At 53.5% G+C, this 18015-nt stretch carries 16 protein-coding genes, 3 pseudogenes and 1 riboswitch; of the genes and pseudogenes, 6 read left to right on the plus strand and 13 right to left on the minus strand.

Going from position 1 to position 18015, the window contains the following annotated elements; genetic code table 11:
• Nucleotides 1–262: 262 nt before the first annotated feature.
• Entirely contained in the window at nt 263–880 is a 618-nt protein-coding gene (gene phaR / locus JCM12308_RS20035) for a polyhydroxyalkanoate synthesis repressor PhaR (protein ID WP_174519205.1), read from the plus strand.
• A 148-nt stretch (nt 881–1028) separates the two neighbouring features.
• Here phaR and JCM12308_RS20040 read toward each other — a convergent pair whose 3' ends face one another.
• The 3 genes and pseudogenes from JCM12308_RS20040 to JCM12308_RS31745 all read right to left on the minus strand — a co-directional run bounded on the left by JCM12308_RS20040 (nt 1029) and on the right by JCM12308_RS31745 (nt 2885).
• Nucleotides 1029–1613: a methyltransferase gene (locus JCM12308_RS20040; protein ID WP_208978794.1), complete on the minus strand. Its 585-nt coding sequence runs from the start codon at nt 1611–1613 to the stop codon at nt 1029–1031.
• A gap of 144 nt (nt 1614–1757) precedes the next feature.
• The gene (locus tag JCM12308_RS31740) at nt 1758–2372 is read right to left on the minus strand and encodes an HAD family hydrolase (protein ID WP_054784894.1); all 615 of its coding nucleotides are present in this window, start codon (nt 2370–2372) and stop codon (nt 1758–1760) included.
• An 83-nt stretch (nt 2373–2455) separates the two neighbouring features.
• A pseudogene (locus JCM12308_RS31745) lies at nt 2456–2885 on the minus strand (GlcG/HbpS family heme-binding protein).
• Nucleotides 2886–2932: 47 nt separating this feature from the next.
• Between JCM12308_RS31745 and ggt the strand changes: the two are divergent.
• Nucleotides 2933–4599 (plus strand): annotated as a pseudogene (ggt, locus tag JCM12308_RS20055) (gamma-glutamyltransferase).
• A 685-nt stretch (nt 4600–5284) separates the two neighbouring features.
• Here ggt and JCM12308_RS20060 read toward each other — a convergent pair.
• The 3 genes and pseudogenes from JCM12308_RS20060 to JCM12308_RS20070 form a co-directional block, all read right to left on the minus strand.
• On the minus strand, nt 5285–5695 hold the full coding sequence (locus JCM12308_RS20060) for a hypothetical protein (RefSeq protein WP_054784868.1): 411 nt from the start codon (nt 5693–5695) through the stop codon (nt 5285–5287).
• A 158-nt stretch (nt 5696–5853) separates the two neighbouring features.
• Entirely contained in the window at nt 5854–6402 is a 549-nt protein-coding gene (locus tag JCM12308_RS20065; protein ID WP_054784869.1) for a YigZ family protein, read from the minus strand.
• Nucleotides 6403–6407: 5 nt separating this feature from the next.
• Nucleotides 6408–7513: pseudogene (locus JCM12308_RS20070) on the minus strand (2'-deoxycytidine 5'-triphosphate deaminase).
• 123 nt (nt 7514–7636) lie between these two features.
• Nucleotides 7637–7714: riboswitch (SAM riboswitch) on the plus strand.
• Nucleotides 7715–7781: 67 nt separating this feature from the next.
• Here JCM12308_RS20070 and JCM12308_RS20075 point away from each other — a divergent pair.
• Together JCM12308_RS20075 and JCM12308_RS20080 are read left to right on the plus strand one after the other, a co-directional pair.
• On the plus strand, nt 7782–8972 hold the full coding sequence (locus tag JCM12308_RS20075; RefSeq protein ID WP_008550496.1) for an O-succinylhomoserine sulfhydrylase: 1191 nt from the start codon (nt 7782–7784) through the stop codon (nt 8970–8972).
• A 108-nt stretch (nt 8973–9080) separates the two neighbouring features.
• Nucleotides 9081–10310 (plus strand): Aq_097 family APC-type transporter, encoded by a 1230-nt coding sequence (locus JCM12308_RS20080; RefSeq protein ID WP_054784870.1) that lies wholly within the window; start codon nt 9081–9083, stop codon nt 10308–10310.
• Between the two features lie 3 nt (nt 10311–10313).
• Here JCM12308_RS20080 and JCM12308_RS20085 read toward each other — a convergent pair whose 3' ends face one another.
• The 3 genes from JCM12308_RS20085 to JCM12308_RS20095 all read right to left on the minus strand — a co-directional run bounded on the left by JCM12308_RS20085 (nt 10314) and on the right by JCM12308_RS20095 (nt 13085).
• A complete protein-coding gene (locus JCM12308_RS20085) occupies nt 10314–10751 on the minus strand; it encodes a hypothetical protein (RefSeq protein ID WP_037037293.1) in 438 nt (145 codons plus the stop codon).
• A 141-nt stretch (nt 10752–10892) separates the two neighbouring features.
• Nucleotides 10893–11786 (minus strand): hypothetical protein, encoded by an 894-nt coding sequence (locus tag JCM12308_RS20090; protein ID WP_208608882.1) that lies wholly within the window; start codon nt 11784–11786, stop codon nt 10893–10895.
• 87 nt (nt 11787–11873) lie between these two features.
• Nucleotides 11874–13085, minus strand: a complete 1212-nt coding sequence (locus JCM12308_RS20095; protein ID WP_054784871.1) for a winged helix-turn-helix domain-containing protein — start codon at nt 13083–13085, stop codon at nt 11874–11876.
• A gap of 124 nt (nt 13086–13209) precedes the next feature.
• Between JCM12308_RS20095 and JCM12308_RS20100 the strand changes: the two genes are divergently transcribed.
• Nucleotides 13210–13614: a hypothetical protein gene (locus JCM12308_RS20100; protein WP_208978796.1), complete on the plus strand. Its 405-nt coding sequence runs from the start codon at nt 13210–13212 to the stop codon at nt 13612–13614.
• Complete coding sequence (locus tag JCM12308_RS33095) at nt 13575–13742, plus strand: MAPEG family protein (protein WP_373282393.1); 168 nt, start codon at nt 13575–13577, stop codon at nt 13740–13742. The genes JCM12308_RS20100 and JCM12308_RS33095 overlap by 40 nt, the downstream gene beginning before the upstream one ends.
• 19 nt (nt 13743–13761) lie before the next feature.
• Here JCM12308_RS33095 and JCM12308_RS20105 read toward each other — a convergent pair whose 3' ends face one another.
• The 4 genes from JCM12308_RS20105 to gloB form a co-directional block, all read right to left on the minus strand.
• Entirely contained in the window at nt 13762–14613 is an 852-nt protein-coding gene (locus tag JCM12308_RS20105) for a class I SAM-dependent DNA methyltransferase (protein WP_054784872.1), read from the minus strand.
• Between the two features lie 207 nt (nt 14614–14820).
• Nucleotides 14821–16065: an argininosuccinate synthase gene (locus JCM12308_RS20110; RefSeq protein ID WP_008550711.1), complete on the minus strand. Its 1245-nt coding sequence runs from the start codon at nt 16063–16065 to the stop codon at nt 14821–14823.
• A 496-nt stretch (nt 16066–16561) separates the two neighbouring features.
• On the minus strand, nt 16562–17005 hold the full coding sequence (locus tag JCM12308_RS20115) for a cupin domain-containing protein (protein ID WP_054784873.1): 444 nt from the start codon (nt 17003–17005) through the stop codon (nt 16562–16564).
• Complete coding sequence (gloB, locus tag JCM12308_RS20120) at nt 17005–17775, minus strand: hydroxyacylglutathione hydrolase (protein ID WP_208608950.1); 771 nt, start codon at nt 17773–17775, stop codon at nt 17005–17007. The genes JCM12308_RS20115 and gloB overlap by 1 nt, the downstream gene beginning before the upstream one ends.
• Between the last annotated feature and the right edge of the window lie 240 nt (nt 17776–18015).

Here is an 18015-nt window from a genome sequence, read left to right on the forward strand (position 1 = left end):
AAGACGTCCTTCGAACTCGTAGAATACCTAATGGGCAGACTATTCAATTTGTAGGGGGTAAAGCCAGATGAATTCGATAAATCCAATTAAGACCATAGTTCACCTATGAAACTGCTGGCGTGAAAGGTGGGATATGGCTTACTCTGCGGCTTACTAGTTAATCCCGTATGTAAAAAATATGGGATAAGGGGGGAGCTGGTTGGAGCAATTTGGGATAGTGTTCCTGATCAGCCGTAATAGCGCATTGAGGTACTCAAATCTGATGGCTAAGACAAGCGAAGCCACTATCATCAAGAAGTACGCCAACAGGCGGCTCTATAATACTGGAACCAGCACTTACGTGACTCTTGAGGATCTGGCGGTGATGGTGAAGGATGAAGAGGACTTCGTCGTCATCGACGCCAAGTCGGGGGATGATATCACTCGTTCCGTGCTGACGCAGATTATCTTTGAGCAGGAAAGCAAGGGCCAGAACCTGCTGCCAATCACTTTCTTACGGCAGCTGATCCGCTTTTATGGCGACAGCATGCAGAACCTTGTGCCGAGCTATCTGGAATTTTCCATGTCTTCGCTCACCCGTGAGCAGGAGAAGCTGCGTTCGCAGATGAGCCAGAACTTTGGTACCTCTGCGTTTGAAGTGCTGGAAGATCAGGTGAAGCGTAATGCGGATATGTTTGATCGTGCGATGAAGATGTTTCTGCCGTTTGACGGGACGGCGGGTGCAGAAGGTGCAGCACAGCAGAAGGCTCCTGAACCAGAGCCAGCGCCGAAACCGGCTGAACCTCAGCCAAGCAGCGGCGATATCTCTGATCTGAAAGAGCAGCTGGCGGAAATGCAGAAGCAGATTGCAGCGCTTGCAGAGGCCAAAAAAGACGCCTGATCTGCTGACATCATTGCGAGATTACAGAAGCCGGAGGGTACCCTTCGGCTTTTTTAGTAGATCCATGGGAACAGGCGGCAGCGGACATTTTCTGAGTAGGTGGTGTAGCCGTCGACGTTTTCGGCGAGGGCTTTCTCTTCATGTCTCATCAGGGGCAGGAAGCCAAGGATGACCAGTGGGATGGCCAGTAGGGCGAAGAGCTTTGAGCCAGTATCATGGAGAGCCCTGCGATGCAGAACATGATGCCGAGATACATGGGGTGGCGGACCAGCGCGTAAGGGCCGCAACTGTCAAAGCATTGCTGTTTGTTGATCTCGATATGTGGTGTGGGCTGTGCGAATGGGCTTTTGCTGAAGGTCCAGACGATGAGGGCGACACCGCAGAGGAAGAGGAACAGGCCTCTCAGGATTGGCTTCACGTCTCCTGTTTGCGGCAGGATCTGCCAGACGTGGGCATCCAAAGCTGCCAGGAAGAAGTAGATGAAGACGGCGCCGAAGAGAATGCCGGTGGCGCGTTTGTCTGCTCTGAGCTTTTTGGTGGGCAGTGTGGTGCGTTCTTTGAACAGCCACGGATTGATGCGGGCGAGCCAAAGGCCGACGCCGACCTGAGCGAAATAGACCAGCGCCACAATCATCCAGCCACGCGGCCAAGCCAGGGTTGAGCCTGCGAAGGCGATGGATGGGATGATCGCCAGTGCTACGAATATGGCCAGAACCGCTGAGCTTATGATCAAACGCAGGTACAGATTTCTCTCCAACTTGGTTTGCGCGTGTCGCAACATCTGCAAGCTTAAGGAGAGAAATCGTCTTTGAGGCGAACTGATTGTTCGGCTGCTGAATACCCGGTTAGTGGGATATTTCGAATTTGCAGAACAAGACTAGTTGATCAGGCCCAGAGTGCGAATGTAGCTGGCGAAAGCTGGTTCTGTGGTGAACTGATACGCCGTGAGGCCGGCTTCGCGGGCGCCTTCCACGTTGTCGAGGCGGTCATCCACGAAGAGGCTTTCTTCCGGTTGGAAGCCATACTTTTCGCAGACTGTGAGGTAGATATTCGGGTCAGGCTTGCGGGTGCCGAATTCTGCGGAGGCATGGCCGCGGTTGCCGAAGATTGGCTCTAGTGCCGGGGCGACTTCGTAGAGAGCATCCTTGAGCATCATGCCGTTGTTGGTCAGCAGGGCGACTTCATGGTTCTGCTTGATGGCCTCAACGTGAGAGAGCATATCCGGCCATTCGGTCATCATATCGCGGCGGATTTTGACCCACGTTTCACGTGAAATAGGATGGCCCAGAAGCTTTTGATACTGCGAGAGATATTCCTCTGGAGTGTCAGGTGTGCCTGCCTCGGCTGCATTCTCTTCTGGCCCTTTGAAGACGATGGCATCAATTTCTTCCGCAGGTTTGCCGGTCATCTTGGAAAGGATGTTGAGACGGTAGGGATGGTCGTAATCGTAAAGGACATTGTCCATATCAAAAATAACAAAGCGAATGGGCATGGGAACCAACCTGAAAAGAAGTGAACCTAAGAGCGTGAGCAGTTGCCGGGGCAATATAATCCAGCAACTGCGGTAATGTTGTGTCAGCCTGCGTCGGCGGTGAAGCTGCTGCTTCGATGCCTGCAATGCTGATGCTTCGTCATTCTCGGAAGTATCACCGGTGATGCCGACTGCGCCGAGGATGTCGCCTTCAGCATTGCGCACCAGCACACCGCCTGGAACTGGCACAATGCCGCCGCCTGCTACACCGTTGAGAGCCTGCACGAAGTGAGGGCGGCTCTGGGCGTTTTCGTTGAGCCAACGGGACCCTGCACCAACAGCAACTGCGCCGTAGGCTTTGCCCATTGCGATTTGTGGACGCAAAATGGATGAACCATCCTGACGTTCGAGAGCAACCAGATGGCCGCCAGCATCCAGTACAGCCACGGTAAGGGGTTTGAGGCCAAGCTCACTTCCTTTTGTCTGCGCTGCGGAGATGATTGTGCGGGCATGCTCAAGATTGAATTGCGTCATAAGTATTTCCTGATAGTTTTTGCTGAATCACCCTGTTTTAGCAGAGGATGATGATGCGGGGTATTCTTCGTTGGAGGAGCGGAAATACTCTGCCAAAATACAAAGAGGGATTTTTCGTGTTTAGAGATTTTCATGCTCCAGGTCGCTCTGCTGTTTATGCTCCGCATGCAATGGCAGCGACATCCCATCCATTGGCTACTAATGCAGCGCTCGAAATTTTAAGGGAGGGCGGTACCGCTGCTGATGCTGCAGTTGCTGCGATGGCAGTGTATGCTGTGGCTGAGCCGCATATGACGGGTATTGGCGGAGATTGCTTTGCCATTGTCGCGCAGCCGGATGGAACGCTGTCGGGCATGAACTCTTCTGGCCGTGCTCCTAAAAACGTAAGCGCTGACAAACTGATAGCAGATGGTCTGTTGGATATTGAACCACATTCTGTCCATGCCATCACCGTTCCTGGCGCTCTGCGTGGCTGGGAGAAGATGCTCAAGGATCACGGGAAGTTCTCCTTCGAGCAGGTGCTTCAGCGCGCCATTGGTTATGCACGTGATGGATATGCCGTCAGCCCGCGTGCGGCCTTTGACTGGAAAGAGGCGGTTGATTTTCTTAAGCGCGATGAGGGCGCGACGGAGCTGTTCCTGAAGGATGGACATGCCCCTGTTGCTGGTGAGGTGATGCGGAACCCGCAACTGGCAGAAACGCTGGAAGCAATCGCCAAAGGTGGTGCAGATGCGTTCTATCACGGTCCGATTGCTGAAGAGATTGCAGCAGTTGTGCAGTCCAAAGGCGGATATTTGACCGCTGAAGACCTTGCTGCACATGAAGCTGTTGATCTGACACCGGTGACCACGGATTACCGCGGTGTGACGGTTGCTGAGTTGCCGCCGAACGGGCAGGGCATCATCGCGCTTGTTATGCTGGAGCTGATGAAGCGATTTGACTGGACTGATCTGGATCCAATGGGGCCAGAGCGCTTCCATCTTCAGATGGAGATTGCCAAGCTTGCCTACTCAGGCCGGGATCGTTTTCTGGCTGATCCAGAGTTCATGGAGCATGATCCGCAGGCCTTCCTTGATCCTGATTACATTGATGGTTTGGCAAAACTAATCCGCACGGATGCTATCTTGCCGCGTCAGCCAGAAGACGTGCTCTCGCCAAAGTCCGATACGGTTTATCTGAGTGTGGTTGATGAGAATGGTCTGGCCGTTTCCTTCATCAACTCCATCTATCACGGGTTTGGTTCTGGCATTGCTGCGCCAAAGTCTGGTGTTCTGCTTCAGAACCGCGGGGCATGCTTCACGTTGGAAGCGGATCATCCCAACCAGATTGCTGGTGGCAAGCGGCCAATGCACACCATCATTCCGGCCATGGCGCTGAAAGATGGACTGCCTTACATGAGCTTTGGCGTGATGGGGGGCGGCTATCAGCCATGCGGCCATGCCCACGTGCTTTCCAACCATCTGGACTACGGCATGAACATGCAGGAAGCGATTGATTGTCCGCGTATGTTTATCGACGAGAAGTCCCTGTCATTGCAGGCGGAAACCAGTGTTCCGGCGGAAACTGTCGAAGCCTGAAAGCGCTGGGTCATGAGGTAGCTATCGTAGCCTCTCCAATCGGCGGCGGTCAGGCCATCATGTTCGACCGTGCCAATGGCGGCGGTCTGATTGGTGGCTCCGATCCCCGCAAAGACGGCTGCGCGCTGGGCTATTAAGCGCTGGTGTTTGATTGGGGTAGGGGGTAATGGCGCACCATGGTGTCATTACCTCTCTGTTGTGCTGAGGCGTTCAATTAATCTTTGATACTGGGGTTATGGGTCCCGGGTCTTCGCCCGGGATGACACCGAGGGCGATGGCTTCTTGTCTCAAATAACTTATCCCCCTGGCCTGAAACCATGCCCATACTAATCGCATGCCTACGTAATGGGCTGCTGGCGGAGCGACCGTCAGTGTGTCGTAGGCTGGGCGGGGCTATCGGGAGAGGTAACGCAGCTTTCGGTGGTCCGGTGAACCGAACTTCAAACGTGGCCGCATGGTTTGAGGGGAAGGGCCCAGGAATATAGGGTATCACGCGGTGACGGATACACGAGCACCGGCAAGGAGACTTGCTTTTGCGAATGTATCAGTCAAAGACGGAGGAACTGTCCGGCTAGGGAAACTTGACTGGATAAGCCACTGTCTTTCCGGGAAACCGGCTATCGTGCCTTATAGGCAAAAGAGGCGACGTTGTTCATCCCAAGAAAGCCTGGGCAAGGCGAGTAGCCAATGCCGAAGAAACATATCTAACAAGTAGCGCAGGTATTGCCTGCCGCCTTGCTCATCCCGATCATCGGGAACTCCAGCTCCACCACTGCATGGGATGCCATGCGGTGCTATTGGTGTTTGTGAAGAGGTGTCAGCTTACGCGTTGTATTCGATGATGCGGCCTTCGCCGATGAGGCGGGGGGCTTTTTCGGTGGTGGTGTAGCTGATGGCGCCTTCCTGGGGTTCTACGCGGCGGCGTTCGCGCAGGTGGGCGGCGTTTTCCTTGATACCGATGAGGTGGGCGAGGAAAGCGGAATTGCAGCGGAAGACGTTGATGCGCTTCGGCAGATCGTAAAACTGTGCGTCGTTATCGTGGGGCGTGTGTGTGCTAGTAACATCTTCGGCGGTTTGCAGCTCTTTACCTGCTTTGCCGTAGGTGTTTCGTCTTGAGACGTTTTCTGCCCGCTGCTCGGTGATTTTGGCGTGACGGCGGGAACCGATGTCGTGATAGCGACGATCAGCGTCTGTTCCAGTGTTAATCGCTTTTCCAGTGCGGGTGACACGCATGACTTTACTCCCCCGACTGTCTCAAAATGAGACGAATGCCGTTTCCTGACATTCACATCGCAAGGCGCGTGCCAACGCTTAAGTTTTTATTAGGATTTTAATTATCTGACTGCAGGAGAAGAGGTTAAGAGAGCTGAAAGCTTTATAACAGCAGTGGGTTAGAGCTGATCGACCTGGTCTTCAGGTCCGCTCACCAGAAGGGTTACACCATCTTCTGTGAAGGTGCGTTCGAGAATTTCCAGCTGTAGCAGAATGACCTGGCGTTCCAGTTCGGCACTGCTGGCGAAGCTTGCGGAGACTGAGCGGGTTTTGGTGCGCAGCCATGGCACAAGCTCAGCTTCCTGAATAGCGAGGTTTGAGGCACCGGAGTAGGCCCGTGCCAGACCACCAGTCCCCAGCTTGGTGCCGCCGAAGTAGCGCACGATGATGACGCCCACATCCACCAGATCTGCGCCGATGAGGGTTTTCAGCGTCGGCATGCCGGAGGTGCCGGCAGGTTCGCCATCATCTTTACCGCCTTCATCGATGCGCCCTTCCGGAAGCATGCGGCGGAAAGCGGTGACGTGGTGATTGGCTTTTTTGTGCTCATCCCGTAGCTGCGCGAGGCGCTCAGCAAAGTCAGCATGCGGGAGCAGAAAGGCGAGGAAGCGAGACTTCTTCTCCTCCAGCTCTGCATAAAACTCGCGCTCTACGGTGAAGAGAGGCATGGATCTTATGCCTCTTCCGTCTGTGTCGCTCTGAAGTGCTTGGAGAGCTTGAGAGCCTGGCCCTGATAGTTGGAACCGATGCCTTCGCCGTAGAGGGTTTCCGGCACTTCCTGCATGTGTTCATAGACAAGTCGGCCAACGGTCTGGCCATGTTCGACGATGAACGGCACGTCGTGAGAGCGGACTTCCAGAACAGCGCGGGAGCCGGTGCCGCCTACGGTGGAGTGACCGAAGCCGGGGTCGAAGAAACCAGCGTAGTGGACGCGGAACTCACCGACGAGCGGGTCAAACGGGACCATCTCTGCGGCGTAATTTGGCGGGACGTGAACAGCTTCCTGTGAGACGAGGATGTAAAACTCGTTTGGATCGAGGATCAAGGTTGCGTCACCGCGATTGTAGATTGGCTCCCAGAAGTCTGCCGGGTCCTGTGCGTCCTTGCGGTCCACATCGATCACGCCGGTGTGGCGCTTGGCACGGTAGCCGATGAGGCTGTCTTTGCCGTTGCCTTTCAGGTCGATAGAGACCTGAACGCCGTTGCTGATGGCGTGCTCATCATTGCCGCCGGAGACAAGAGTGTGCTCCTTGTGGATGTGCAGCAGGTGTTCATCCGGAATGAAGCCACCGCCATTACGGAAGCGGATCTGGCACAAACGGGAGCCTTCGCGGACCAGAACCGGGAAGGTCTTTGGCGAAATCTCTGCGTAGAGCGGGCCGTTGTATCCTGCCTCAACGCGGTCGAAGGCTTTGCCCTGATCGGTGATGACACGGGTGAAAACGTCGATGCGGCCCGTGGAACTCTTCGGGTTTGCTGTAGCCGACAGGTCGTCTGGCAGGTTGAGAGCTTCCTGAAGCTGGACGATGTAAACGCAGTTGGTTTCCAGAACGGCGCTTTTGCTGAGGTCGATTTCGTGCAGGATCAGCTTGTCCAGCTTCTCTTCAACCTGGCATCCGGGCCGGGCAGGAAGGAGGCGCGAACACGCCATGCTTTTGCGCCCAATCGCAGGTCGAGGCTTGCTGGCTGAATCTGGTCCTCGTCAGGCGCTCTGTCTGCTTTAATTGCATTGTTGGCAAACATAGCTTCAATCGCTTTTGCCGGAAGAATGCCTGTCATTGTTGGTCCCGCCCCACTCGTACTCAAATCGTTCTGACACTGATTAACGTAAGTTTGATCCTACGCCAAGTCTGCAACCAGAGCTGATTGATTGACCCTATGGAATTTTCGCGGTAAAACCGCTGCCTATTCCGTGGTGATTTGGTCGACCGGCTTGCAACCACGTAAAACAAGTAGCTAAAGGGTCGGGTTCTTGTATAGACCTCGGCCCGCGCCGGGGTTTTTTAATGAAGGGGTAGAGCAATATCTCTTCGGGCAGGAATGAGCGATGACAGACGCAAAGAACTGGAAGCCAGCAACTCGGCTTGTTCATGGAGGCACAACGCGCTCCAGCTTTGGTGAAACATCCGAAGCTATCTTCCTTACACAAGGGTATGTTTACGACAGCTCAGAAGCGGCAGAAGCACGCTTTCTTGGCGAGAATCCGGGCTATATTTATTCCCGGTATGCAAACCCGACTGTTGGAATGTTCGAGCAGCGAATGTGCGAGCTGGAAGGTGCTGAGGCTGCACGCGGCACTGCTTCCGGTATGGCGGCTGTTAATTCTGCGATCATGGCCTGCGTGAAAGCGGGTGATCATGTGATTGCACCAAAGGCGCTGTTTGGCTCCTGCCGCTACATCATCGAAAAGTTGCTGCCACGCTACGGCGTAGAATCCACGCTGATTGATGGCACCGACATTGAGCAATGGAAAGCTGCGGTTCGTCCGAACACGACAGCGGCGTTTCTTGAGAGCCCAACCAACCCGACGCTTGAAGTGATCGATATTCCGGCTGTGGCGGATATTATTCACGAAGCGGGTGGACGGCTTATCGTAGATAACGTGTTTGCGACTGCCATCTGGCAGAGCCCGCTGGAGTTGGGTGCGGATGTGGTGATCTATTCTGCGACCAAGCACATTGATGGCCAGGGACGATGTCTGGGTGGTATCGTGCTTTCCGATGAGAAGTGGATCGTGGAAGAGTTCCATGATCCGTTCAAGCATACCGGTCCTGCAATGAGCCCGTTCAATGCATGGGTTTTGCTGAAAGGTCTGGAGACGCTGTCTCTGCGCGTGGAGCGTCAGACTGCGACAGCCGGTAAACTGGCGGAGTTCCTTGCGGATCATTCTGCAGTGTCTCGCCTGATCTATCCGGGCCGTGCGGATCACCCGCAGGCGGATATTGTAGCGAAGCAGATGCGTGGTGGGTCCACCATGCTGGCGTTTGATCTGGCAGGCGGCAAAGAGGCTGCGTTCAAGTTCTCCAACGCGCTGGATATTGTCAGCCTTTCCAACAACCTGGGTGATGCGAAGAGCCTGATTACCCATCCGGCGACCACAACGCACCAGAGTGTTGCGGAAGATGCGCGCCTGGAGCTGGGCATCACAGACAAGACGCTTCGTCTTTCTGTTGGTCTGGAAGATCCGGATGATCTGCTGGAAGATGTTGCTCGTGCGCTGGAAAGCTTAAAGGGCTAACAGACGGCTTAAGAGCAAATTTTGCTTCTGAACTTAGAAAGGGTGCCTGAATTGGTGCCCTTTTTGCTTTTGGCTGTTGGGTGCTGTGCCTCTGCCTGCGAGAGAACCATGCTCAACTCCGTTGTCGTGTTTGTTGCCATGCTGCTTGGAATGCTGGTGCTGTTCTCGCATCGTGTCCGGGCCTCGGAGAAATGGCAGGCAACTGTGACGCCGCTGGCTTCGATTATCGGGAGCGGATTTCTGGTCTCGGTGCCGATTATCGCCAAGGAGATTGGGCACTGGGCGATTATCGGCATAAGCGGCCTTATTCTGGCGGCGTACTGCGTGGGGGCGGTGATCCGGTTCAACATTCTGTACACCGAGCAGATTGTGGAGCAGCAGCAACAGGAAGGGCGTATTCGTCTGACCACGTCTCTGGAGAAGCTTTCGCAGCTAACTCTGGCGTTCGCTTATTTCATCTCGATTGCCTATTACCTCGTGCTACTCGGGAACTTTCTGCTCAAGGGCTTTGGGTATGAACATCGGGAGATAGCCAATTGGATTGGGACTGTGCTTACGGTCTTCATCGGGCTAGTGGGCTTCTCCGGTGGCTTGCATCTGGTGGAGCGGGTGGAGAAATATGCGGTTTCTCTGAACCTGACGGTGATCTTCGGTCTGCTGGTGGGGCTGCTGTTTTACAATGGTGAGCTTGCTTTTAGTGGGCAGTGGGAAGTGACGGATGGTCTGAAGGCTGTTGGGCTGGAGAAGGTTCAGATCATGCTGGGGCTGCTGATTGTAGTGCAGGGGTTTGAGACCTCGAAGTTCATCGGTGATGAGTACTCACCCAAGATGCGTGCTGAAACGATGAGGAATGCGCAGCTGTACTCCGCCGTGATTTACCTCTGCTTCTTCGCATTGCTGACAGTGCTGTTTCCGCTGCTGAAGAATGACGAGAGTGTTTCTGGCATCATTACGCTGGTGGGGCATGTGGCGATTGTGTTGCCACTGCTGCTGACACTGGGAGCGGTTGCCAGCCAGTTTGGGGCCTCTGTTGCGGATTCCATTGGCTCAGCTGGTTTACTGGAGGATGTAACCAACAGGCGGGTGAAGATAAGGCATGCCTATCCGTTTATCACCTTCGTATCTGTTACCCTCATCTGGAGTACTGATATTCTGCATATCATCACTCTGTCTTCCAGAGCCTTTGCGTTGTTCTATATGCTTCAATGCTGTGTGGCTCTAACAGCGCTTTGGCAACTGAAGGGGATGCGAAACCGGGTGGGGATGTTCTGGTTTACAGGCGCAACTGGTTTGCTGTGCGCTCTGGTGGTTCTCTTCGGTATTCCGTCAGGGGCTTGAGTATTAGCTGTTGCCTGAGGCGACGACCACATCTCTTCGTGCACCGGACAAGGTGATGATGAAGCCTGCAATGACATCCAGAAACGTGATGGTCATGAGCAAGAGGAAGAGTGGGGTGGCTGCTTCCTGAACGGAGAGGAACTCGATGAGATAAGCCACGAGGATGAGCAGGGATAAGCTATGATCGACCAGAGAGAGCGTGCTGGTGCGAGTGGCTTTGATAATCTCGATGAAAAGCAGGACGAGAGAAGCTGCAAGCAGGACGGTTGCGACATCCAGCGGAACCACGAGGCCTGATGGGAGCGGGATGTTGATGAGGACGGCGGCCCACGGCGTAACATTGTAGCCTTGGTCGAGCACTGGCTCCAGATCTTCAAACCATCGAAAAGCCACTGCGTTGTACAGTAGGAATGGAATGAGCGTGAGTGGAATAGTCCTCATGTGGTTGTCCCCGGATGAGCTGGAAGCGGTATCCTATCTGAAAAGATTAACACTAATGCTGGGTGTCTGTGATGCCCTGAAACCGGGAGGGGTAACGCTTCGAGTGGTTTGGGCTCTAGTGCCTTCATTTTCAGCAGTGTTCTAGGGAATAGGACGCGTGAGATTGTGAATGGTGAGGGGGCGGCGTACACGCTCTGTCATGCGGCGTTCGATGGGGCTGAGAGTGTTGTAGTTATCGACTGCGATCCCTTTCCAGTACTTCACGAGAGGCAGGCCGATGCGGAGTTGAAAGACGCCAAGGGGATAGTTGATGTCGCTGTGATATCGGATTTGTCCGACAAAGGTGGTTTTCAGGCCGGGTACTCCGAACCAGCCAGCCCGGGAGATTTCGAAGCGTCCTTGCGCACCGCTGATCTCTTCTACGTTGTTTGCCGTTCTGTAAAAGCCTCCTGCGTAGATGCGCAAGCCAAAGCCTAAGTCTTCGGTTCCCGGCAGGTCGTAACCGATTTCTCCAGAGAGGTTGAGAAGTGGAACGCTCTCTCGTTGTTCTGTGCTCCCAGGCTTTGGTTCCAGAATGCGAACCTTGCTTGTTGGGAATTGGGCGTTGAAGCGGGCTTCATAGCCGTGAGCGAGAAACTCTATGCCTGTGGTAATCGCGGATTCCGGGCCGCGTTTGTAATCTTCCTTGTAGTTCATGAAGATGTAGGTGCTGCCGATCAGGTTGGGGCTTACGAAGTGGCGTAGGCCACCGCCAGCACTCAGGAGATAGACTGCTTCAGATGAGTTACCCACGCGGACATCCGCGAAGGCCATGCTCTGACTGTCCTGAAAGACGGGAGTGATGACTTCAGCTGCACCAGATGTGTTGTTCCGATCTGTCTCAAACAGACCGATAAGGCGCGGCTGGTACTTTCCTTGAGGATTGAAGGTGAAGCGGTCGTCCTGATCAGGAAGAGATTGAGCCACGCTTGTGGAAGTGGGCATTGCCAACAGGCAGAACAGAACACGCAGTAAAGTTCGAGAGAGTTGGCTCATTTGCTCTCATAAAGCTGACGAAGAAGCGAAACTTGACAGCAGTATTAGGGCTTGCTGGTGTTTCTGATAGCCCTGCCATCCAGCGGGCTATCCTTGCCAAGCTTTAAGATACTGAAGGTCTGAGCAACCAGCAAAGAGGGCGCAGCGTTCCAGCTCTGCTTCCAGCCGCTGCTGGCGGCCTTTGCCCATACGCATGCCGGCTTCAGGCCAGAAGCGCTTTACTGCAAGTGCATTGGAAGCTTTCTCGCGTTTCATATCGATCCGGCCAATCAGTTTGTCCCCCTCCATCACTGGGAAGACATAATAGCCGTAGAGCCTCTTTGGTTCTGGAACGAAAATTTCAATGCGGTAATTGAAGTCAAAGAGGAACTCAGCGCGTTTACGATCTCTCAGCGCCGGATCAAACGGGCTGAGGATGCGTACGCGTTGGGAAGGGGTGTCGAGCGATGCAAGCTCATCTTCGATTTGTGGGCGCGCCAGACAGAGTTTGGGTTTGCCATCATTGGCTGCTTCAATTTCAACGGAGATCAGCTCACCTCGTTGTCGGGCTCGCTCGCACCATGCTTTCACGTCGGCAAGATCGAGTTTGTCCCAATAGGCTGCGATTTCGCTGGGCGTTGCGAACCCGAGGCGGTCGATTGCAGAGTTGCAGGCCCACTCGATGGTTTCGGCTTTTGACGGTTTGGAGGAGCGATGCTGGGACGGAATAACGCGTTCGGTCAGGTCATAGAGTTTCTGGAAGTTTTCGCGGCGAGAAACGGAGATTTGTCCGGTGCGCCAGAGATACTCAAGGGCTGTCTTGGACGGGTTCCACTCCCACCAACCGCCTTTGCTGCGTTTTTCATCCTTGCCGACATCAGAGGTGCCAGCAGGGCCGTTTTCTTCGATATGGCGCAGTATGAGGTTGAGCTTCTCCTGATACTCCGCACCGCGCCAGACCTTCCAGCGTGACTGGAGGCTCTCTGCGCTTTTCTGGAAGCGATAGTTCCAATAGGGGAAGAACTCGGTGGGAATTATTGAAGCATCGTGTGTCCAGTGCTCAAAGAGGCTTCTGTCAGTCTCAAGGAGTTTCTTCAGATGCTTGGGGCGATAACTCTGACGGCGTGACCAGAGGATCATGTGGTGGGCGCGTTCAACCGTGTTGATGCTGTCCACCTGCACGAAGCCGATCCGGTGAATGAGGTTGAGGAGATCACTGCCTTTTGAGGAGCCTGTTGGTGTTTCCAGAAGGGCGTGTTTGCTCAGAAACAAGCGGCGCGCAGCGGTGTTATCAACTTTTAAAACTAACTGCGCTTCCATAGTCATCAGCTTCTCCTGCTTCGTCTGATGTGCGTAGGCTAGGAGAGCAAACGCCTTGCCGCAAGCAACTAGCAGCAGATAGTTGTGGGTTTGTTCCTATTATGTTCTCTGAGTGGAGGTTGTATTGGACTTTGCAGAAAAACAGCGGGGTGTGTTTCAGCGGATGATCGTTGGTGCTTTGGTGACCGCAATCGTTCTGTTGTTCGGTGCGCTTCTTAATCCATTTGGCTTTGCCGTGGACTGGAATGCCTCAGAGCGGCTTTGGGTTGCTGCCGTCTCAATCCTCTCGCCAGCCTTGTTGCTGATGGTCTCTATAGGCCGCTTGGCAATGCGCCGGTTTTATCATGCTGATGATATTGATGGCGGAGGACTGACCCATGGCAGTGAGGAAGCTAAGATGCTGCAAAGCATCCTCCAAAATACATTGGAGCAGGCTGTTCTGGCTGGGTTTGTCTATGTAGCTGGGTGGCCATCATGCCGGGCTCTACCATGTCCGTACCGCTTCTGGCTGCATTGCTCTTCGCATTAGGGCGCGTTTTGTTTTTCGCCAGTTATGAAAAAGGCGCTCCATGGCGCGGAACGGGCTTTGCACTGACGTTCTATCCCACGATCTTCATGCTGGTGGTGGTGCTGATCACGTTGATGGCGGGACTTTGAGCCCCGCCTGTTGTTTGGACTATGTTGGTTTATAGCGAGCAATGACGAAGTACCCAGAAACAGGGGTTTCCTGTTCATTGCGCAAGTTGATCTGGCTGAACTCTACGGGTGTGAACCCAAATTGCTTCAGTACGTTGTGCAGGTAATGTTCTGTATGAGAGAAGCGATGGGTATCACTCATGCGAAAGTCAGGCGCTTCCTCTGTGTGCTCCAGCAGTGCTTCTGCGGAGAACACGAAGATACCGTCTTCTTCTATGTTACGCTTGATACCTTCAAAGACTTCTTCAAGTGCACCGAAGTAGGGAAACAGCTCTGCCGCGACGACCAAGTCCCATTTATACGCGTGATTTTGATAGAGAAATGCGTTGATTTCGCTCAGATGATACTCATCGTAGATGTGCTTGTCTTGTGCAAGCTTGAGCATTTCCTTCGATATATCGACACCCGTTTTGTAAGAAACTTGCTCTTGTAGGGCTTCTGCGGCGAGGCCGGTTCCGCAGCCTAGATCGAGGAGGCGCTTGAAGGGGCCAAGATTATTGGACTGAAGTGACTGATGTATTTTGCGCGGGACACTGTACTTCAATATCTCCATGAGCTTGAGGTCAAAGAGCTCCGCTTTTTGATCAAACAAGGCTGAGACATAATCGGTTGGTAAACTCTCAGATGTTGCAGCCTGCGCGTCATAAAGAGAGAGTTCTGGTTCATTCTCCGAAACCTCTCCTGAGTCTTGCTCCAGCCTTTTCAGCAGATGGTCTGCGGCAGCGTTGAACTCCTTGCTCCCTTTCAGATCAAGTGCCTGATCATACAGTTTGAAGTGGCGGAGGATATCTTCGAGTGGATTGGTTTGTTCTTCGTTCTTATCGTTATCCATGACTGCCAGTATCCTTAGCGTTGAATACTGGGATAATTGAGCCATGAAAAAATTAAGGAACGGTGAGTCATTCTGTTAGCAGCAAAAAGGATGCAGCTATAGTAATTATCTGATTTTTATGAGTTATATCTGTGCGGATGTAGAAAACCCGCAGTGTCTCCACTGCGGGTTGGTAACCTGTAGTAAAGCCTAAGAGCTTTTACCCTTTCAGGCGTCTGTCAGTTCTTTCGCTTTGTTCATCTGGTCACGCTTTGCAAGCGTACGCAGACGAAGAGCGTTGAGGCGGATAAAGCCTGCAGCGTCTTTCTGGTCGTAAGCGCCGTGGTCGTCTTCGAAGGTCACCAGCTCTTCTGAATAGAGAGAGTAAGGAGACGCACGACCAACAACGATCACGTTGCCTTTATAGAGCTTCAGCTTAACCGTACCGGTTACAAACTCCTGAGACTTGTCGATCATCGCCTGAAGCATTTCGCGCTCAGGGGAGAACCAGAAGCCGTTGTAGATCAGCTTTGCGTAACGCGGCATCAACTCGTCTTTGAGGTGAGCTGCGTCACGGTCCAGTGTGATGGATTCCATCGCACGGTGTGCTGACAGGAGGATGGTGCCGCCTGGTGTTTCGTAGATGCCGCGAGACTTCATGCCGACGAAGCGGTTTTCTACCAGATCGAGACGACCGATGCCGTTGTCACGGCCAAGGTCGTTCAGCTTGGCAAACAGAGTTGCCGGAGACATGTGTACGCCATTGATGGAGCACGCATCGCCTTTTTCAAAGCCGATTTCGATCTCGGTGACTTCGTCCGGCGCGTTGATTGGATCAACTGTGCGCTGGAAGACGTAGTCTGGTGCTTCTTCATTCGGATCTTCCAGAACTTTACCTTCGGAAGAGGAATGCAGCATGTTTGCGTCAACGGAGAATGGAGCTTCGCCGCGCTTGTCCTTTGGTACTGGAATCTGATGCTGTTCTGCGAACTCGATCAGGTCGGTACGGGACTTCAGAGTCCAGTCACGCCAAGGTGCGATCACCTTGATGTCTGGGTTCAGTGCGTAGCAAGCAAGCTCAAAGCGTACCTGGTCGTTGCCTTTACCGGTTGCGCCATGTGCAACTGCGTCAGCGCCAGTTTCTTCAGCGATCTCGATGAGACGCTTGGAAATGAGCGGACGTGCGATAGAGGTGCCGAGAAGGTAAACGCCTTCGTAAACTGCGTTGGCCCGGAACATCGGGAAAACGAAGTCCCGAATGAATTCTTCGCGGAGATCATCAATGTAGATTTCTCGAATACCAAGCAGTTCAGCTTTTCGTCGTGCTGGCTCCAACTCTTCACCCTGACCTAAGTCAGCAGTGAAAGTCACAACTTCGCAGCCGTATTCCGCCTGCAACCACTTGAGAATAATCGAGGTGTCGAGCCCGCCAGAATAGGCAAGCACAACTTTTTTGATGTCGCCTTGGGCCATAGATTAGTTTCCAAATGTGTGTTCGGGCGCATAAAAGCGCCTACGCTGGGCAATCTACCGGGCAGAGCGCGCAACGCAAGTGGTGATTCAGGATTGAGTGATGAGTTATTAATCGGGATAGTTGAGCTACTTACAGGTGTCTTGAGTAGTGCTGTGGGTGAAAGCTACTGCTCAGCTCAACAGTTAGGTAGGTAAGATTTTGAAAACGCGAGGATAATGATCTCTACGGTATGTCCTGATATTCCAAAATCTGCACGTTTTGGGTGCGTATTAGGTCTTGCTAAACTGCATTATCTCTCAACTGTTTCTGCGGAAAAACCGTAGAGTTTATGCGCAGAAAATTTTAACGGGCTTTCGTTGTTAACCAACAAGTGCCTGTATCTACGAGGATTTCCCGGCAGGACTTATGCGCCTTTTGTCTAAACTTGCGCGGGGTTCTCTTTGAGTTTTGGTCAATCTTAGTCGTGCGAAACAGGCTCGATTCGATGATTTGGGCTCAAGGATTCCAATCGGGTGGGGCGAGTTCGAAGCCGTCAAACAGGAAGCCGGGGGCAACGGTGCAGCCAACCAGTGTCCACTCACCGAGGCTTTGTGCAGACTGCCATGCTTCACGTGGAACAATGCCTTGAGGGCGTTGGCCACTTAGCACATCCATGCCGAGGATGATGTCGGTTCGCTCGCTTTCTGCGGTGCTGATGGACAGCTTGAGAGGAGCGCCGCCGTAGTAGTGCCAGGTCTCGATTGCATCGATGCGGTGCCAGTGGGATCTCTGGCCCCTCTTGAGCAGATAGTAAATCGCAGTGGAGTATCCGCGACCTTCCGGGCCTTCTGTATCGCGGAAGGTTTCGGTGTAGTAGCCACCTTCCGGATGCTCTTTCATCTGCAGTTCGGCGATGATCTCATCGGCTGTTGTTGCCGTGGTAACCTGATCCAATGCCATCAGAAATTATCCTTGCGACGGCGGATTTCGGCAAAGATGTCAGCAGGTTCTGCGTTGACCATGTTGAGGTTCTTCTGAACTTCTGGATCGCGAACGCGCAGGAACGGGTTGGTTGAAAGTTCAGCTGCCATGGAGGTTGGCAGGGTTGGACGTCCGACTTCGCGAAGAGCTTCGATGCGTTTGGTGCGTTCCTGAAGAGCCTGGTTGTTTGGGTCAATTGTCAATGCGAACTTGGCGTTTGAAAGTGTGTACTCGTGACCGCAGTAGATTGTTGTCTCTGGAGGAAGCGTGTTGGCCAGATGGCTGAGGGAGGCCCACATCATTTCCGCATCCCCTTCAAACACACGGCCACAGCCGAGGGCGAAGAGGGTGTCGCCGGTGTGGGCGATACCTGCTTCCTGGAACCACCAGGAGATATGATCAAGTGTGTGACCCGGTGTGCCGATGGCTTTGACGGCTATTGGGCCAATGAGGATGTCGTCACCGTCTTCCACGAAACGGGTCATGGTGGTGATGTGTTGGCGAGAGCGTTCAGGCCCGGTGACCTTGGCTCCAGTTTTCTCAACGAGCTCCGCAAGGCCGCCGACGTGATCCCAGTGGTGGTGGGTTATCAGGATGTCGGTTAGGTTCCAGCCAGTTTCTTCAAGAACCTGTAAGTAGGGTGCTGCTTCGGGAACGTCGATCGCAACTGTGCAGCCGCTGTCTGGGTGGTGGACGAGAACGCCGAAATTATCTTTCAGACAAACAAACTGCCGAACTTCAACTTCAATCATCAACCAGCTCCCAAGCGCACAATAAATCCTAGTGGGATCATGGGAGGACACGCTGTCAAATTCAACTGCAAACTCACAAAACTCTGGGAGTGGTTGATTTAAGCTTGCAAATCATCTTGAAGAAGCGTTGCGTCCGGGCCTTTGGCACCCCATGATAAGAGTAGGCAACGCGCGGAGAACCAGTTGTATCTTGATGTTACTCACTTAAAAGAGTTCTACGATCTGCCACTCGGACGA

The organism is Pseudovibrio denitrificans JCM 12308 (genome assembly GCF_001310815.1).
Classification (GTDB): domain Bacteria; phylum Pseudomonadota; class Alphaproteobacteria; order Rhizobiales; family Stappiaceae; genus Pseudovibrio; species Pseudovibrio denitrificans.

What these genes read in the sequence shown, in the direction of transcription:
- phaR (WP_174519205.1), top strand. Translation starts at nt 263, where the DNA reads ATGGCTAAGACAAGCGAAGCCACTATCATCAAGAAGTACGCCAACAGG.
- JCM12308_RS31740 (WP_054784894.1), bottom strand. Translation starts at nt 2,372, where the DNA reads ATGCCCATTCGCTTTGTTATTTTTGATATGGACAATGTCCTTTACGAT.
- JCM12308_RS20060 (WP_054784868.1), bottom strand. Translation starts at nt 5,695, where the DNA reads ATGCGTGTCACCCGCACTGGAAAAGCGATTAACACTGGAACAGACGCT.
- JCM12308_RS20065 (WP_054784869.1), bottom strand. Translation starts at nt 6,402, where the DNA reads ATGCCTCTCTTCACCGTAGAGCGCGAGTTTTATGCAGAGCTGGAGGAG.
- JCM12308_RS20075 (WP_008550496.1), top strand. Translation starts at nt 7,782, where the DNA reads ATGACAGACGCAAAGAACTGGAAGCCAGCAACTCGGCTTGTTCATGGA.
- JCM12308_RS20080 (WP_054784870.1), top strand. Translation starts at nt 9,081, where the DNA reads ATGCTCAACTCCGTTGTCGTGTTTGTTGCCATGCTGCTTGGAATGCTG.
- JCM12308_RS20085 (WP_037037293.1), bottom strand. Translation starts at nt 10,751, where the DNA reads ATGAGGACTATTCCACTCACGCTCATTCCATTCCTACTGTACAACGCA.
- JCM12308_RS20090 (WP_208608882.1), bottom strand. Translation starts at nt 11,786, where the DNA reads ATGAGCCAACTCTCTCGAACTTTACTGCGTGTTCTGTTCTGCCTGTTG.
- JCM12308_RS20095 (WP_054784871.1), bottom strand. Translation starts at nt 13,085, where the DNA reads ATGGAAGCGCAGTTAGTTTTAAAAGTTGATAACACCGCTGCGCGCCGC.
- JCM12308_RS33095 (WP_373282393.1), top strand. Translation starts at nt 13,575, where the DNA reads ATGTCCGTACCGCTTCTGGCTGCATTGCTCTTCGCATTAGGGCGCGTT.
- JCM12308_RS20105 (WP_054784872.1), bottom strand. Translation starts at nt 14,613, where the DNA reads ATGGATAACGATAAGAACGAAGAACAAACCAATCCACTCGAAGATATC.
- JCM12308_RS20110 (WP_008550711.1), bottom strand. Translation starts at nt 16,065, where the DNA reads ATGGCCCAAGGCGACATCAAAAAAGTTGTGCTTGCCTATTCTGGCGGG.
- JCM12308_RS20115 (WP_054784873.1), bottom strand. Translation starts at nt 17,005, where the DNA reads ATGGCATTGGATCAGGTTACCACGGCAACAACAGCCGATGAGATCATC.